Genomic DNA, 14,924 nt, shown 5'->3' on the forward strand with positions numbered 1-14,924 from the left:
GAATTGCCGTTATCCTGGCCACCTGCACTGGAAAAGACACATGACGACCGTAGCTAGCTTGTTCCGAAATTTGGTCGCGATCACCGCGTTGGTTTACGCCTATTTCGCATTTGACGTTCATCCAGATCCGCGCCGCTGGCATTGGGGAGCTTGGCTCGTTCTTGCATTTTGGTATGTGGTCCTGGTCAGTGTTTACTTGGGGAAAAGTTCAAAGGCTCAATCTGATGGCCAGAACTGAGCACTAAGTAGGAGAGTTCCGTGACCGCGACCGTTACCCCTATCAAGCACGTCATCACGAATTGCTCGCGGTGCAATGCCTGGATTACTGACGGGCAATCGACGGTAACCATTACGGTGGCAACCGAGACATGGCGTGGTCTTCGAGGTGAAATAGCGGAGGTCGAAGTCGAGAATGCGAAGGTGGCCTTGCTGTTCTGCCGCCGCTGCGCCAATAAGTACGACTTTTCAAGGATCGCCGTTGGCCGGAGTCGCACCGAAGAAGATGAGTTGCTGATCGAGTTGGCCGAAGAGGCAGAGATTGAAGCAAGCCGCGAGGCTGCATCCAAAGATTTGCAGGTTTCACCTGGCAGGTTGTCTGCTGAGCAGATTCGAGGTTGGATTCTTGAGCAGCAGTACAAAGAGCTGGAGGCCGAGGGCTTCTTCAACTGATTACTACGGAAGGGACCGAGTGAACACACAAAATAACAATCTTAAAAGCGATGGATCTGGTAGCTGGGATATGCCTCTCAGGGCAGCTTCTCTGCTTTCGATCATGTTGGGGGCCTTGATCTTTGGCGCTGGTGCAAACCCCCTTGCAATGGCCAACATCCCGCTTTCAGTAGCGGCTGGCGCGGCTGTGTTTATCAGTTTTGTCGGCGTCTATCGAGGCGGTATCGGCGGGATGCTGATTTTTGCTCTCGGGCACGCCCTGCTAGGATCGGCGCTGTTCGGCGGTGCGATTTCTCCCTGGCTTTATGCGCTGGCTGTCCCAATAGCTGTTCCTGGCATCGCCTATCGCATCCTTAGTCCAGCATAGATGGAAAATAATCATGGCAAATCAACGTGATGAGCTGACCAAGGCGACGGGCATTACCGCGGACGTGGTGATGGAAGTTGGCACGTACTTCAGCGCCAAGGAAATGCGCAGTGTGCAGACGGGCCTTACCACCGCCGCCCGCGAGCTGCGTGCGTTTACGCAGAACAATTCACTGCTTGGACGCCTTGGCGGGAAACTTTCTCACGAGCAACGGGAGTTGCTGACCAACGCCGCAGCGCTTTTGGATTCGGTCAAGTACAACGTCGAGCATGCCAAGGAACGCAAAGACCGCGCTGAGAAAGCCAGGGCCAAAAAACGCCAGCAGTGGACGCGGGAAGCCGGGCAACTTGTTAAAGCTCGCTTCTCCTTACCCAGCGATACAGTGGCCGAGCAGTTGCGGATACTGGAACTGCACCTTGTTGTTCAGGTGGTGTTGGGGGATGCCGTCTATTTGCCGAGCCACCTGACGTTGCGCAGATCAATGCAAGAGGAGGCGCCGCGTTGGGCCAACCACACGACCGCGCAATGGCATCGCAGTCGGGTGTCCAGCTTGTTATCTGATATCCACTCGGCCCTGCAGGACTACCTGAGCTTGGACCTAGATGTGTCACCAGCGCAGAAGCTGGAGGAGTTGCAGCGCAGCCTGGACACTCAGCGCGCCGAGATTCTGGCCAGGCCTGAATCCGTCGAAACCCTTCGCATCTGGACCGATGTGCTGAAGGGCGCGGCTTTCATCACCAGCGTTATGCCCTCGAAGAATTAGTCGACAGGAAATTTCCGCTAGAAAAATCGCGGTATCGCCAAGCCCCCGACGAACTGGGCCGCGGTTTTCAGAGCTGAAGGGAAAATTGATGAACACTCCAACCGTAATCCAAACCAGCAAAATCACGCCTACAAGCGACCCGGTGAGGCAACCCGACCAAAGCCAGGTGGATGCCATGGCTACCAGTATCAAAGAGATGGGTATTCTAGAGCCCATCCTCATTCGGAAGGTGGGCAAACGCTATGAAATAGTTCCTGGAGGAGGTTTGGTTCGGTGGCTTGCGGCTAAGAAGTTGGGGATAGATATCATCCCGATTCGGGTGCTGCAACTCGACGACGAGGCCTTCACATTATCTTCACTCATCGCCAACACCAGTCGCGAGTCCATCGCCCCCAAAGAGACGGTTGGGAACCTGGAGAGGCTGATCGAGGAGTTTGGAGAGAATGCAGCTGAACTGGTCATGGAGCAAATGCCCTCACTGCGTGAGGCAGCCGCAGCGGACCCTGAGCTACAAGCCCGTATCAACGCTCTTCTCGCGCGTTGCAAAATCGGCAGCGAACATGCTCCCTAGAGCGCTCTCAGGACTGACAAAATCATGAAAGATGAAGCGCAATCAGGGTACAAGCCTGTACAGGACGATGTGCTGAAGACACTGGGCCTTGCGGTGATCGCGGGGCAGGGTGTTGAGCACCTGTTGAGCACTTGCCTAACGTTTCCTTTGCATGGCGAGCCACTGCAAACTATCGAACAGCTTCACATCCTTCTTGAGCGACACTCAAAAGCAACACTGGGACAAATGCTAAAGGCGCTGCGGAAGCGGGTTGATCTGCACCCCACCTTCGACGACAAGTTGGATCGATACCTCCAGAACCGCAACGTGATTGCGCATCGGCTACATGATGTGCCCGGAGGTTATGACCTGCATTCTGATGAGGGGCGGAATAGGCTGAAGGCTTTTCTGCTCCAGTATATGGAGGATGGTCATACCGTCAGCATGGTGCTGCTGGGCGTTTTGCGGGAATGGGCGAGTCAAGAGGGCATTGATATTCCTAACCAGCACCATCTAAGCCAGCGAATGAAGGATCACCTAGACGTCAATGTTGTGCCCAATTTGGAAACCTTGATCAGGTCAAAAGAACTTGGATCGAAGTCAGCGGGATAAAATTGGTTGGAAATATCACTGGCAGTACCCAATCCCAGCCGTCAATGCGGGGCCGAGGACGTAGAGGGATTCAGTTTTGGCGTCCGCTCATCGTTTGCGCCGCGAGTGCTGTTTTAGAGGAAGAGCTCTGATGAGTACGAAGTTTTTTTCCGTCGCCATTGCTTTTGTTTGTGTTTTTTTCGCTGGCTTAGTTGTGATCGTAACTAACGAGATTTTCAACGGTGGCGTCAGTGGGGCTTTTTTATACGCAGGCAAAATTATGCTGGTGATTAGCTGTGCTGCATTAGTTTTTGTGGTTTCTATGCACCGTCTTGACTCGCTCAGGTGACTCAGCATATCCCGAGCAACTTGAGCGCCTGTATCTCGCCTGCTTGCGTGTGCTACCAGCTGAATTGATACCGCTGGCGAGAAAGTGTGATCTCCGGCTGGCCTGGCATACACTGGGTAGCTGAGCCCTGCCGCCGGCGCTAACGCTGGTGGTCGACAATGTGCATTCCACGAGAAGAAAGCGTGACCGACCCGGTTCTTTACATCCCACTGCTGGCTTCACAGGCCGATACCTTGGTTGATCCGAGCGGTTCTGCCCGTGTCCTGCTGGGGCAATGGGACGTGGCCCAAGTGGCGTCGGTGGCTGTCATCCAGAATTTACCGGCCCTGGACGGAAAGCCGAAAAGTGAAATGCTCGTCGAGAAGGCTCTGGCCGAGTTGATCTCAGTCGGCACGGAACTGAGCCAAACGCATCCACCTGGTACGTTTTCTAGCCTTATTGCCGGCCGATTCAAGCGAGAGTTGTTTGAGCGAGGGCTGGCGCTTATGCCTCGGCTGCGGCTTCGCTTCCTAGATCAGGAGGCGCTTGACGCGAAGCAATTCCTGAGTGGTGGCCACTGGGACTTCAACTTCTGTTCGGCGCACACCCAAAAGCTCAACCCGCTCAAGCATTCGTTCGATACCCCATCGGGAAAAACAATTTCTCTGTCGAATCAGCAGAGCCGGACGTTTCGCGTTATTCACGCCGAACCTGATGAGAGCATTCATATCCAGGGCCTGGCTGGTACCGGCAAAACCCACATGATCGAACGCTTGGTGGGCTCGCTTTCATCATGTCGACCACTCGTGCTGGCGTTCACCGCGGTTCAGCTCCAGGCCCTGATGCAGCGAATCGGAGCCGCGAACGTAAGAGGAATGACGTTCGGAGATCTTGCCAATCATGTGCTTGAGCGAAGTGTCGGTTACTACAGGCCTGGCAAACGGGCATCCGCTCGGCACCAGGTTACCCCGGAAGACATCGCTTCCCGGTTAGGCTTCGGGTCGATCGGTAGGCTCAGCCCTGCCCAAGTAGCGACGGCCTGCGCCAGAATGGTTGCTTCTTTTTGCAGCAGCACTGACCTTGCTTTAGCAGAGCAGCACATCCCAAAGGGGCTTGCCCTCGAGGTCGTAGATCGCTCGGTGCTGGTGGGGTATGCGCAAAGGCTGTGGGATCAGACCATCGAACCAACCGATCCGCGCCTTCAGCTCCCGCTTCGCGGGTATCACCGAATCAAGCACATGACCCTTCTTCATGAGGCGGTCATAGGCCTGGAGTTCACCCACATCATTGTCGACGAAGCGCACGACCTGAGCTGGCCACTTTCGGTATTTCTCGACCGCTGTAGCCAACCCGTGATTACCCTGGGTGACGCATGCCAGCGCCTGGATGGGAGCTACTACCAACGGGCTAGCACACTCCGCAAGCACGAGATTACCCACTCCATTCGCGCCGGCCGGCAGATCGAGGGAGTCATAAACCCCCTCATCGAAAAACATCCGATACTGAAATTGGCTTCGCTCGAGGGCAACAACGGCATCGAGACAAAGGTTGTCTACTACGACAAGCCAGATGTTCCCACCGGGGCCGTAACGATACTGGTTGATTCCGAGTGGGGATTATTCGAGTGGTTTCAGCGCCTGGGCAGCGCTGGCGCGAGCTTCAGCTTGCTACCTGGAGCAATCAACACATTCCGCCGGTTCATTCTCGACTGCATTGGCCTGTTCCATGATCAGGTACGGCCAACCCACAGCGCGCTCTTCAGGTACACCAACTGGGATGATCTTCGGGCTGATATGGGCAGCAAAAATAGTAGCTTTCAGCGCATCGACCGGATGCTCAGCAAGGGCTATAGCTCATCAGAGTTCGAGGCATCGTTACTCAACCTCGATACATCTGGGACAGCCGCGCTCCAGCTCGGACGGGTCATGGATGCCCGCAATTCCGAGATCGACGCCGTGATGCTTGCGCCAGACTTGCTCAGTCAAGTCGGGCCTGGTGACCGTGTTGCCGCGAGCAGGGCTTTTGCAGCCCTTTACACCGGGGGATCGAGAGCTCGTCACAAGCTCATCGTTCCTGGTTATCTCCGGGACTGGGCGTCTGATATGTCCACCGCAGCGAAAGCTCAGGCAACTCCATAGATATCATCGGCAATCGGCAAACCGGATGCGCCTGCGTGGGCGTTACAGTTTTATTTGCAATACACCCGCCAAAGCTGATCCCAATCAGTCATGTAGCTTGGGCTGAGAAGGGCACGCTTCATTGCCCACTCTGGCGCCTTCGGTACAGCTGCTGTCCGGAGGCAGTCATGACCCCACCTTCGGTTGATTCTGTCCATGGTGGCCATGAGGGCGTCGGAGCGTTCTGGTTGGCTCGGACTGAAAAGATCCTGTGTGAACTCCCCGCGCTGGCGCAGATCCATCAGCAGAACCTCTGCTTTACTGTATGCGTATCCAGACCTATAAATTCCTTCCAGCGCACGCAGAGCACACCGCGTAAGCTGGCGCACATCATCGGTTGGATACTCAGGTACCACTGTCGATGCATTGGCGTACTTCGGTCCGTCGCCATGAAATGACGTCTGAATTCCAATCCGTAACGCACCACATAGCGAACGCTGCTTGCGTAGTTTCTCTGTGGCACGATGAATGTAAGTCGCCAGGGCCTGCCCAAGCCCTTCTATCGTTTGTACCCGCTGGCCAAACATCTTACTTGTGCATATCGACTGCTTCGTCGGCTCTGCGTGCTCCAGGTCCATGCAAGATTCGCCGCCCAACTCCCGGATCGTTTTCTCGAGTACCACGCTGTATTTGCGTCCCATCGCTCGCGCATCTGCTTGCGACAGCTCCCAGGCGGTGGTAATGCCATCACTGGCCAGGTGGTCGCGCATGCGGCGGCCGATTCCCCAAACTTCATCTACCGGCATTCGACGGAGCAGCCATTCGACCGCCTCAGGCTTCCGCAGATCGACAACGCCGCCAGTTTTCTCACGCCAGACCTTCGAGGCGTGTTGCGCGGCTTTGGCCAGGGTCTTCGTGTAACCAATGCCCACGCCTACAGGCAAAGCTGTCCATTCCAGCACACGGGCCTGAATAGCCCGACCAGCGTTGAGAATCGGCTCCGGCAGCCCGTCGAGCCGAACAAAACTTTCATCGATGCTGTAAACCTCCACGGAAGGTGCCAACGAGGCGATGGCGATGGCGACACGATGGCTCAATTCTCCATAAAGCGTGTAGTTGCTGCTGAACACTGCGACTCCATGACGTTCTAGAAACGTCCGGACTTTGAAATACGGATCTCCCATCTTCAAACCAAGCGCCTTCGCCTCATTCGTGCGCGCCACAATGCACCCGTCCGAATTGGACAAAACCACAACCGGACGCTGCCGTAACTCAGGCCGGAAAATTCGTTCACAGCTGCAATAGAATGAGTTGACATCGACTAGGCCGAAGATCGGGCGAGAATCACTGTGCATGAGGAGTGAGATCCCACGTCACGACGCCAAACACCTCGATCGTGCCGTACTCATCGGGCGTTATTGTCTTGTAATCGGGGTTAGCCGATTCCAGCAACCAACCGGCCGGGGACCGTGCCAACCGCTTTACTAGTGGTTGATTGTCAACGTAGGCCAGTACGATATGCCCAGCGATGGGTGTGATCGAGCGGTCCACTACCAATAAACCGCCATCGTAAATGCCGGCGTCGCGCATGCTGTCACCTTCTACCTGGACCAGCCAGACATGAGGAGCGCGAATGTTCAGCCGCTCATCCAAGGATAGAGGGGGTTCATAATAGTCAGCGGCTGGGCTGGGGAATCCGCCCGCTGCGCAGCCGGCCAGGACTTGCAGCAGCTGATTTGAGGCAGCGAGTGGGTAAGGGGTGAGCGAGTTCATTGGGCACCATGTTTTACTGTATTTATGTACAGTAATGCACGCTGTTCGGCGCCGCTAGAGCCATCTGGACGAAAGGTGGATCTTTCCGTATGCGGGAGAATCAACACCTTATGAGCGAAAATCAGGCCCGGCCGCCATTGCTACTAAGAAATGCGAGCTATGGGGCTGCTTCAAGATCCCCGATCAGAGAGAGTCCAACCAATGTGCAGTCACTACGAGGGACCGACACCAAGCCAGCTTGCCGCCACGTTTGGTGTTGAGGCGGCTCAAGGGAAACTGGATCTGTGGCCTGGCTACATAGGTCCATTTCTACGCCGCTCGATGAACTCAGATGAAGTCAAGGGTGGCGAGGGAGGCCTTGAGGCGTTGATGGGGTCTTTTGGGCTGATACCCAGTTGGAGCAAAGATACGAAAATCGCCAGGCGCACCTATAACGCGCGCTCGGAAACGGTGGGCGAGAAGCCGTCTTTTCGCAATGCCTGGCACCGTGCTCAACACTGCATCATCCCCGCGGCTGCCATCTATGAGCCGGACTGGCGGTCGGGGAGGGCAGTCCCAACCCGGATTGCCCGAGTAGACGGCGAAGTGATGGGCATCGCGGGGCTATGGGAAGAATGGTGCGCCCCCGGCACATCTCAGGTGCTGCACTCTTACACCATGCTGACAGTAAACGCCGACAGCCATGCCTTTATGCGCGACTATCACCGACCTGAGGATGAAAAGCGGATGGTGGTCATTCTACCCCGAGGGCTGTACCGCGATTGGCTAGAAGCTTCTGTAGATACGAGTGCGGATTTCATGCGGCGTTACCCAGCGGATCGGCTGGCCGTGGTCGAGAGACCCTAGCAAGACATTTCAGAACAGATCGATCTGGCCCAGTGAGTCACCGCCCAGTCGGGCTATCAGCGCAGCGCGGTCATGCAGGATGGGCTGAAGATCGCTTCTGAATATCTGGTTGGACATCCGCATCATCCGATCCCAGTCGCCATGGTCACCCTTGTAGATCGCGATGGTTCCCAACCCCATCAGGTAATGCAGCCCCGCAGTCGGAGCCTGGTCGAAGGTCACGCGGGACAGGGCGTTATCCAGCTCGAAGTTTACGAACAGCTCTGCACCTTCGCGATCGATCTCGAATCCGCTGCTGGTCACCACGTCCATGACCACCATGCCACTGCGTGTTGTGGTCAGGAACTCAGCATCGGCAGCAGCATGGGAAATACTGCGCAGGCCGTTGAACATTCCCTGGTACTGATCATCACAGAACGGCACCTCGACCTCGGGGTATCGCAGATCTGCTTCTGTGTACTTTGGAAGCGCCGCGATATCTGGGATTTCATAGCGAACACCTTGCTCGTAGACCTCCAGGAACACTCTCATTGCGGTAAACGGCTTTTGGTATCCATACCGACCCCAAAGCGCTTCGACTGCCAGCAGTTGTTCGATATCCAGGAGCGTGAAGCGCGGTTTGATACCGGCTTGCTGGGCGGCGTCGAATTCGTCGAGCTGGATCGTGAGCATGATTCCCAACAGCTCTTTGGTGAATGCCGGGGAGTAGGAATTCGGAGCGATTTTTATCGTCCCCGTTTCCTTATCAATCGTGCGTGCCAGCCAGCATCGAGCGCTCGGATCGAAGTGGCGGGCCTTGATGTAGTTCCGCAAGTCGTTCAGGGGCTTGAGCCAGTCGTACTCGCCGCCTTCCTTGGCAATCATGCTCTCGGCCGACGAGTCTCGAGAGACGCGGGTACATGACCAGCAGCCTGTACGATGGCCGCACGCGGGGCGCTCGGACTGTCTCCCTGCCAGGTAGACGTTCACCATGCAGTCCCCGCCATTCATGTCGCGGTAAATCTCAACCAGCTGGTTGAAGCGGTCGTAGCACTCAATCCGGCCGGCGATCACCTGGCCGATGTAGCTGAACACGTCCATGGTGGTCATTTCAGCGATAGGGCTGAGTACCCAGTCGTGCCCGCCTGCGTCGGCGGCGAGATTTACCGCCTCAAAGGCGCTCTCGCCGCGCGCTGACATTTTCCGCTCGCGCTGCACCGATTCATCGAACCGTGTACCGATCAGCGAAACAATATCGTCGTCAGTACACTTGCGGCCGAGGCGAGCCGAGACATCCCGGAGAATTGCCTTCTTCACTCGTTTCAGCGGATCTGCTTTGGTCATTTGCTGGCATTTAGCGTTGGAGCCAACGCTGGCGATAATGCGCCCGCCGACCAAGCTCACCAGGTAGTCATTGCTCAGGCCCGGCTTTGCTACCCACACCTTCATCTCGATGCCGGCAGCCTTCGCGTAGGCCTGCATTTGCTGCATCTGGCTCTGGTTGTAGCAATGGATTACCGGGTTTTCCATGCGGGTGTCGGAGTGCATGACGTTCAAGGTCGGCACCGGGAAACCTTCGGTGGCCAGCTCGCGAATTGCAGTGAACGCGATGTTCAGAGTGACACTCGAGTCCTTCCCGCCACTCCAGGCCACAACTGGCTGTTTGCCGGCGCGCACGACCCGCTTCACGGCCTCGACAGCCCCGGCAATCTTCTCGGCCAGGGTCTTCTCAGGCCCGCGAACAACATTGGCAGGCATCTCTTGGACACCAGCGGAAGAGAACAGATCTACATCGAACAGCTGCATGACAAGCTCCGTGCTTGAATCCGGCTCCTCACTGGAGCTGATGGATTCAAGATACGGCAGCCTTCTGAAATCCCAAGGAACTGCGGCGAGCCCTTGTTTCAGGAGAAAACCAGGGAGGAATTATCTACACCGAGCCGCAGCCTTCGGTCACGAAGGCTCCTGATGGCAACTGCCAGGTTTTCCCCTCTGGCGTGAAGATCGGCAGCACGTACTCGCGCTGGCGCGCCTGGGCAAGTGCGTCCATATCAGTGATATCAAACGCTTCCGCAGTCGCCGACAGATCCACCACGTTGATTTTCTGCCGGCTGATAGTGCAGCCGAACTCGTCCTCGTAACCGGCTATCGGGGTGACCCGCTCAGGGAAGTACTTGCGGATGGTGGCCCAGACCTTCGGTGAGTTGTAAATGCAAGTCATGCAGCTAAAACGCCCCCACCCCAAGCGGTAGGGGACAGGTGCCTCCACCCGGTGGCGAGCAAGCAGCTCCCAAACCTGTTCTTCGCTGTAGTGCAGCACCGGTCGCCAAGCATCTACGTGCCGACCGAGGCGACCCTTACGCCGGTCGACGGCGTGAGGTTCCAGCTGGTTGTACTTGCTGCGGTTGCTCGACTCGGCACGGCGCTCGCCAGTGACGAACAAGGTCTTGGTCCCGAGGAAGCGCTCCTGATTGGTGATGGCCCTGCGTCCTACGTCGATCTTGGCCGCGGAACTACACCAGCGCGTTGCCAGGCTGGCGCTTTGCTGAGGAAACCGGCGACGGGTCGCTGGTGATGTCCGGCTGGTATCACGATCCAAGCAAATGATTCCGCCTGGAGTTTCGACCATGTGCGGTTTGGAGTAGGCGTCCATCTTGAGCATTTCGCCCTCGATCCCACCCTGCAACCAGGAAAAATAGACAGGTAAATTGAACGCTGCTGCGAACTTCTCGATGAAACTGTCATTGAATGTCCAGTCCATGAGTGTGCTCCCCTCGGCACCATCAACGCGGTGGTGCCAGAGTTCGACGCGACGCAGATCCACACCCTGCTCGATCAGCGCCAGCAGGCAAGCGATGCTGTCCTTACCAGACACACAGACCACAACGTGGTCGTAGCTGTCCAGATCCACTGTCGGTGCATCAAAATAGGTTCCTTCTGCCAGCACAGCAGGCTCAGGCTCGAACCCGAGCAGGGAGAGCTGCTGGCCCAGTGCTGGGATAACTACCTGGTCGTCGAACTGGTGTGCTCGGGAGATTAACGGGTGCATTGGCTGTCCTCTGAGCACCTACCTGGTGCCTACAGACTCAGCCTACGGCGGCAACGGAGAATCCCAAGTGATGGGTGGTAGAGGTGGCTCCCCCCTGCGACAGGAGGAAACCGAGGAGAAATTTTCTACAGGAAACACAGAACGATCGGCTGCCGCTCGGCAACGCTTCTCCTGGATGGGATAGCTCTTTCGGGCCAGGCCTTACCAATCAGACCGATTCAGACGGTACGTGCCTGGGAGATGGTTCTCTGCATGGGCCAACTTCGCTTCAGCTTCCGCCTGGTCATCAGCTCGGTCGACGGCGATCCAATCGCCATTCAGCTGGCGCTCCTCCACGAACCACACAGGGTCATCTTGTTGCCGCATCAACTCGCTGGGTACGTTTGCCATCTTGGTCTCCATTCAGTCTTATTCGTCGATCCAGCCCTTCGCTTTCATCCGTTCAGTCTGCCGGTTCAACCAATCCAGCTGGTCGAAATAATCTCGCTCCGAGCCGTCCGGGTACTCTTTTGGGTTGATTGCGCGGTGCTCGGCTAGCTCTGCCAAGTGCTTGCGGCCGCGCTCACGGCGATCCGCCCAGATGGCCGCACCGACCTCGAGCAGATGGGGGTCGTTCTCGCGATGCTGGTGATAGTAGGTGGCCATCTCGACAAAAATTGCGAAGTGCTGTTGGTCGAAGTTGGCTAGGGCGTCGCCCCGGAACTGCCCGAGCTGGCCGTTGTAGCAGCTCAGGGCAAAATCTTGGAGCGCGCCGGCGGCGCTATAGGATTGGTGGAGCAGGATTTCTCGGTGTTTCAGAAAAGGGGACTCACTGGCCATATTGGCACTCCTCCGTGTCGGTACCGCAAAAGCCCGCTGGAAGCGGGATGGCAAATGGATGGCTCGACTGCCGGTTAGACGGGGTGAGGTGAATACGAACCTTCACCATGCTGGACCTCCTGTCAGTTATCGCCAGTAATGATCGTGTGCCGGGCCTGGGACACGTCCAGCGTGTCAGCTCGACCGTTCGCAAAGCGAACAGCCATGGTCGTTTCCGGTATGCCGGCAGCGTGCGCGGAGGCGCGCAACTCTTCATCGCTACGATGGGCCAGCAGCTCGAAGAGGAGTTCTGCGTCATTGGCGGCGTCAACGCTATCCCGTGCCAAGGCATCGTTGAGGCTCTGCTTGAGCCAGTTCGAGGTGGTGGGGTCGGCCAGCGTGGCGGCGATGTTGTCGGCAAACTGGGCGGTACCGGACGATTCGCGGTTGCTGCTGACGGCCTGGGCGGCCTCACGGTCTATAGCGCGCAACTGATCGCGGGCGGACTGGCTAAGCCCGCTATGGAACTCGGCGAGCTGAGCGAGGCCGGTCAGCTGCCACCAGGCCGAGGTAAAACCGTCGCTACGTTCGGGGCCATTGGGCAGGATAAGCGCACCTTTCAACTGAGAGAGGTGCAATTGGGCACAATCAATGATGGCTTGTTCTAATTCGGTCATGTCGTCTCAACTCTTGGTGATGGGGCCTGCAATCTAGCGCTGGGCATATCGCTAGGTAGACTCCCACTCGATTACGTCCCAGTCATAGCTCACTTCGCAAAGGTCGCCGGCAGTTCGCCAGGAACAATCGTCCTCTGCCACGTGGACTAAAAGATGCTGCTGGATATTGCCACTACTGCAATGCCTGAGTTTGCATTGCACTTGCATCCCTGGAGTGGGCATGAGGTCTTTAGTCTTGATCCAGGCCAATGTTTTCGTCTCCGTATATTCGTCACACAGATTATTAGCAGTCATCACACAGAAATAATCGCTCAGCGCGGGTGCGCGGATCGTTCTTGTGCGGGCCGCAATTCATGTTGCAGATCTTCGACGCCGGGTCAAAGTTGGCCAGCTCGCCTGGGTCGGCCCGTGGCCACTCAATGGGCATTGCCGCCGGCGGTACTGGCTTTGACTTGCGAGTTTTCGTACTCATTGGTGAGTGGGCTTTTCTGGAAATTCATCCGGCACTTTCGCTTCGCTTTTGATCTTCAAGATCACATCTGCGAGCTGCTGACTGGAACCGCTATCGTTGTGCGGCCATGGCCCGAAAGGTTGTGATGACAGCCGATTGAAAACGATCAACCCTGGGCAGCGGTACTCAAAGGGGCCGGAAGACTGGAACCGAACAAAGGCAACCGGGCTGGTGCAGCCAGGCATATCAGTTATTTCTCCGATTTCCTTCATGAGCGCAATATCCGCCCATCCTGCCTGATCGGTGTTGAAAAACGTCAGATGGTCGTATGCAGATTTACCCCCTACGAAGCATGCGAGAGCAACCAGTGTGAGCTGGCCCATCGGCCAAAATCCTCTGGATTTAGCAGCTATTTTCCACAGTAAGGGGATGTAGAAGAGGAGGGCCACAGAGGCGGCGAAAAGCAGGTAGACAGTTAGCCGCGCATTATCGACGCCGAGAGTTTTTCCCGGAGCGCCATCTGGGCCAAAGAATAGGTAAAGCAATGGTGCGCAGTAGGCCATGCCCACCGCGTAGGACACGAGCACCAGCACCATTTGCTGTAGGCGTTGCCCAGGGCTGGGGGAGACCAAAGCCAGCGTAGCGCGAGCAACGGTACCAATGACCACGATCAGAAGAACAACGGAGCATAGGAGGATATAGAGCATGATGATTGATGCCTTAGCGATTTTGGTGGATCTACCATCTTGTGGGTAGAGATCAAGATTCAGCGGCGGGTGCCTGCTCGGTCACCCATTGCCTTCTCTTTTGCCGCTGTTACCTGAAAAAAGCAGCGCGAGCGGGCCCACCAATAGCCCGGCCCCTATGAAGAGCATGATGAACATGCCGAGACCGTCGCCTGGCTGTAGGCCTGTTCCAGCAGCCGCTACGATTGCTCGATAGTGATCAGCTTGCCCTCCAACTACATGCACAAGACCGATCGTCACAGCACACACAACCAGAGCTTGCCAACCTTTGCGGATGTCCAGGTGATCCACGAACATCCACAGCCAGGCGAGGCCTGCGAAGATGGCCAGTAGAATCAACAGCCAATAAAAAAGGCCGTAAACATCGGCCATAAATGCAGCTCCCAACATATACCGCGCTCCCTTAATTTGCTTTCAGCCAAGATAGCGCGCAGCGCAGATATCCCAACTCATGGGGCGCATTATTCCACACTGCTTGGAGAGGCGTAGCGGCGAGGGCACAGCGTCTGGCAGAGCCTTAAAGCCTGCGCCATGCCTAAGGTGGGCAGACCGACGCGGTATTCACAGACAGAGCGTCAGAGGCGTGAGTTGTGGTGCAGTGTCGAAAGCTCTGCCAATACCCACTGCCAGTATCCAAGCTGTGTCTGGTTGCTTCGCACTGCTTGAAGCCACTGGTAGTTGGTCAGGAAAGGGTGGTCGTTTCCACTGAGCGCATACTTTTTCTCTAGTTGCAACGGAGTGCGATCCAGGTCAGAGAGATAGGCTTCCGGCAGCTGATATGGCACCAAGGCGAAGTCTGTAATCGCTTGCTCAATTGAGATGGAAATTTCCTGCTCCGTTTCGGCACAGCGGAGCGTCCTCACATCGCCATTGCGGCCGGTTACCTGCCACGCATACCCCGCCGGGGTTACAGCCTCAGCATTATCCGGGGAAGAAATAGCCTCCTCGCTGTAAACAACGGACTCCAGTGGAAAAAATATCTCTGCGATCATGCGGTCGAGCTGATCCACAGTTCGCCGATGGATGCCTGAACCCTCGGCCTCGATCAGTGCCAGTAAGGAAGCTCTCGATGCGTTGAGTTCCTGGTAAAGCTCGGCCAAATGCTGGGGTACGGAGGGGTCAATGTGAGTCATATTTGGTAGTCCTAACCAGGGGAGAGTGCAAATAAACCGCTACGCTGGCCCTCTGGGCATAGCGTCAGTAGCGAAGCGAGTATTCTT

Annotated in this window: 19 protein-coding genes; 9 read left to right on the top strand and 10 right to left on the bottom strand. The window is 56.5% G+C overall.

What is annotated here, in order from left to right:
- The first annotated feature begins 40 nt into the window (after nt 1-40).
- The 8 genes from QOM08_RS28480 (at nt 41) to QOM08_RS28515 (ending at nt 5,406) form a co-directional block, all read left to right on the top strand.
- On the top strand, nt 41-238 hold the full coding sequence (locus tag QOM08_RS28480) for a hypothetical protein (RefSeq protein ID WP_083182199.1): 198 nt from the start codon (nt 41-43) through the stop codon (nt 236-238).
- Between the two features lie 20 nt (nt 239-258).
- Nucleotides 259-669 carry a hypothetical protein gene (locus QOM08_RS28485; protein WP_083182200.1) on the top strand — a complete coding sequence of 137 codons (411 nt, stop codon included), beginning with the start codon at nt 259-261 and terminating at the stop codon, nt 667-669.
- 19 nt (nt 670-688) lie between these two features.
- A complete protein-coding gene (locus QOM08_RS28490) occupies nt 689-1,036 on the top strand; it encodes a hypothetical protein (RefSeq protein ID WP_244182650.1) in 348 nt (115 codons plus the stop codon).
- A 13-nt stretch (nt 1,037-1,049) separates the two neighbouring features.
- Nucleotides 1,050-1,799 carry a hypothetical protein gene (locus QOM08_RS28495; protein WP_083182202.1) on the top strand — a complete coding sequence of 250 codons (750 nt, stop codon included), beginning with the start codon at nt 1,050-1,052 and terminating at the stop codon, nt 1,797-1,799.
- 88 nt (nt 1,800-1,887) lie between these two features.
- Complete coding sequence (locus QOM08_RS28500) at nt 1,888-2,370, top strand: ParB/RepB/Spo0J family partition protein (RefSeq protein ID WP_316913339.1); 483 nt, start codon at nt 1,888-1,890, stop codon at nt 2,368-2,370.
- A gap of 24 nt (nt 2,371-2,394) precedes the next feature.
- The gene (locus QOM08_RS28505; protein ID WP_316913340.1) at nt 2,395-2,961 is read left to right on the top strand and encodes a hypothetical protein; all 567 of its coding nucleotides are present in this window, start codon (nt 2,395-2,397) and stop codon (nt 2,959-2,961) included.
- A gap of 130 nt (nt 2,962-3,091) precedes the next feature.
- Complete coding sequence (locus tag QOM08_RS28510) at nt 3,092-3,289, top strand: hypothetical protein (protein WP_316913341.1); 198 nt, start codon at nt 3,092-3,094, stop codon at nt 3,287-3,289.
- A gap of 182 nt (nt 3,290-3,471) precedes the next feature.
- Entirely contained in the window at nt 3,472-5,406 is a 1,935-nt protein-coding gene (locus QOM08_RS28515; protein WP_316913342.1) for an AAA family ATPase, read from the top strand.
- 50 nt (nt 5,407-5,456) lie between these two features.
- On the opposite strand, the gene QOM08_RS28520 is transcribed toward QOM08_RS28515, so the two are convergent.
- A complete protein-coding gene (locus QOM08_RS28520; RefSeq protein WP_316913343.1) occupies nt 5,457-6,740 on the bottom strand; it encodes a Y-family DNA polymerase in 1,284 nt (427 codons plus the stop codon).
- Nucleotides 6,730-7,158: a translesion error-prone DNA polymerase V autoproteolytic subunit gene (locus tag QOM08_RS28525; protein ID WP_316913344.1), complete on the bottom strand. Its 429-nt coding sequence runs from the start codon at nt 7,156-7,158 to the stop codon at nt 6,730-6,732. The genes QOM08_RS28520 and QOM08_RS28525 overlap by 11 nt, the downstream gene beginning before the upstream one ends.
- Nucleotides 7,159-7,359: 201 nt before the next feature.
- Between QOM08_RS28525 and QOM08_RS28530 the strand changes: the two genes are divergently transcribed.
- Nucleotides 7,360-8,004 carry an SOS response-associated peptidase gene (locus QOM08_RS28530; RefSeq protein WP_316913345.1) on the top strand — a complete coding sequence of 215 codons (645 nt, stop codon included), beginning with the start codon at nt 7,360-7,362 and terminating at the stop codon, nt 8,002-8,004.
- A 9-nt stretch (nt 8,005-8,013) separates the two neighbouring features.
- Here QOM08_RS28530 and QOM08_RS28535 read toward each other — a convergent pair whose 3' ends face one another.
- The 8 genes from QOM08_RS28535 to QOM08_RS28570 form a co-directional block, all read right to left on the bottom strand.
- Nucleotides 8,014-9,789, bottom strand: coding sequence for a phosphoadenosine phosphosulfate reductase family protein (locus QOM08_RS28535; protein WP_316913346.1), 1,776 nt, complete (start codon nt 9,787-9,789; stop codon nt 8,014-8,016).
- Between the two features lie 124 nt (nt 9,790-9,913).
- The gene (locus QOM08_RS28540; RefSeq protein WP_316913347.1) at nt 9,914-11,032 is read right to left on the bottom strand and encodes a phosphoadenosine phosphosulfate reductase family protein; all 1,119 of its coding nucleotides are present in this window, start codon (nt 11,030-11,032) and stop codon (nt 9,914-9,916) included.
- A 201-nt stretch (nt 11,033-11,233) separates the two neighbouring features.
- On the bottom strand, nt 11,234-11,422 hold the full coding sequence (locus QOM08_RS28545) for a hypothetical protein (RefSeq protein WP_316913348.1): 189 nt from the start codon (nt 11,420-11,422) through the stop codon (nt 11,234-11,236).
- An 18-nt stretch (nt 11,423-11,440) separates the two neighbouring features.
- A complete protein-coding gene (locus QOM08_RS28550) occupies nt 11,441-11,851 on the bottom strand; it encodes a hypothetical protein (protein WP_316913349.1) in 411 nt (136 codons plus the stop codon).
- Nucleotides 11,852-11,973: 122 nt separating this feature from the next.
- Nucleotides 11,974-12,507, bottom strand: coding sequence for a hypothetical protein (locus QOM08_RS28555; protein ID WP_316913357.1), 534 nt, complete (start codon nt 12,505-12,507; stop codon nt 11,974-11,976).
- A 468-nt stretch (nt 12,508-12,975) separates the two neighbouring features.
- Nucleotides 12,976-13,665, bottom strand: coding sequence for a hypothetical protein (locus QOM08_RS28560; RefSeq protein ID WP_316913350.1), 690 nt, complete (start codon nt 13,663-13,665; stop codon nt 12,976-12,978).
- A gap of 81 nt (nt 13,666-13,746) precedes the next feature.
- A complete protein-coding gene (locus QOM08_RS28565; RefSeq protein ID WP_316913351.1) occupies nt 13,747-14,076 on the bottom strand; it encodes a hypothetical protein in 330 nt (109 codons plus the stop codon).
- A gap of 203 nt (nt 14,077-14,279) precedes the next feature.
- Entirely contained in the window at nt 14,280-14,837 is a 558-nt protein-coding gene (locus QOM08_RS28570; protein ID WP_316913352.1) for a hypothetical protein, read from the bottom strand.
- Nucleotides 14,838-14,924 lie beyond the last annotated feature (87 nt).

The sequence above is a fragment of the Pseudomonas sp. P105 genome (genome assembly GCF_032614175.1).
GTDB classification, from domain to species: Bacteria; Pseudomonadota; Gammaproteobacteria; order Pseudomonadales; family Pseudomonadaceae; genus Aquipseudomonas; species Aquipseudomonas rhizophila.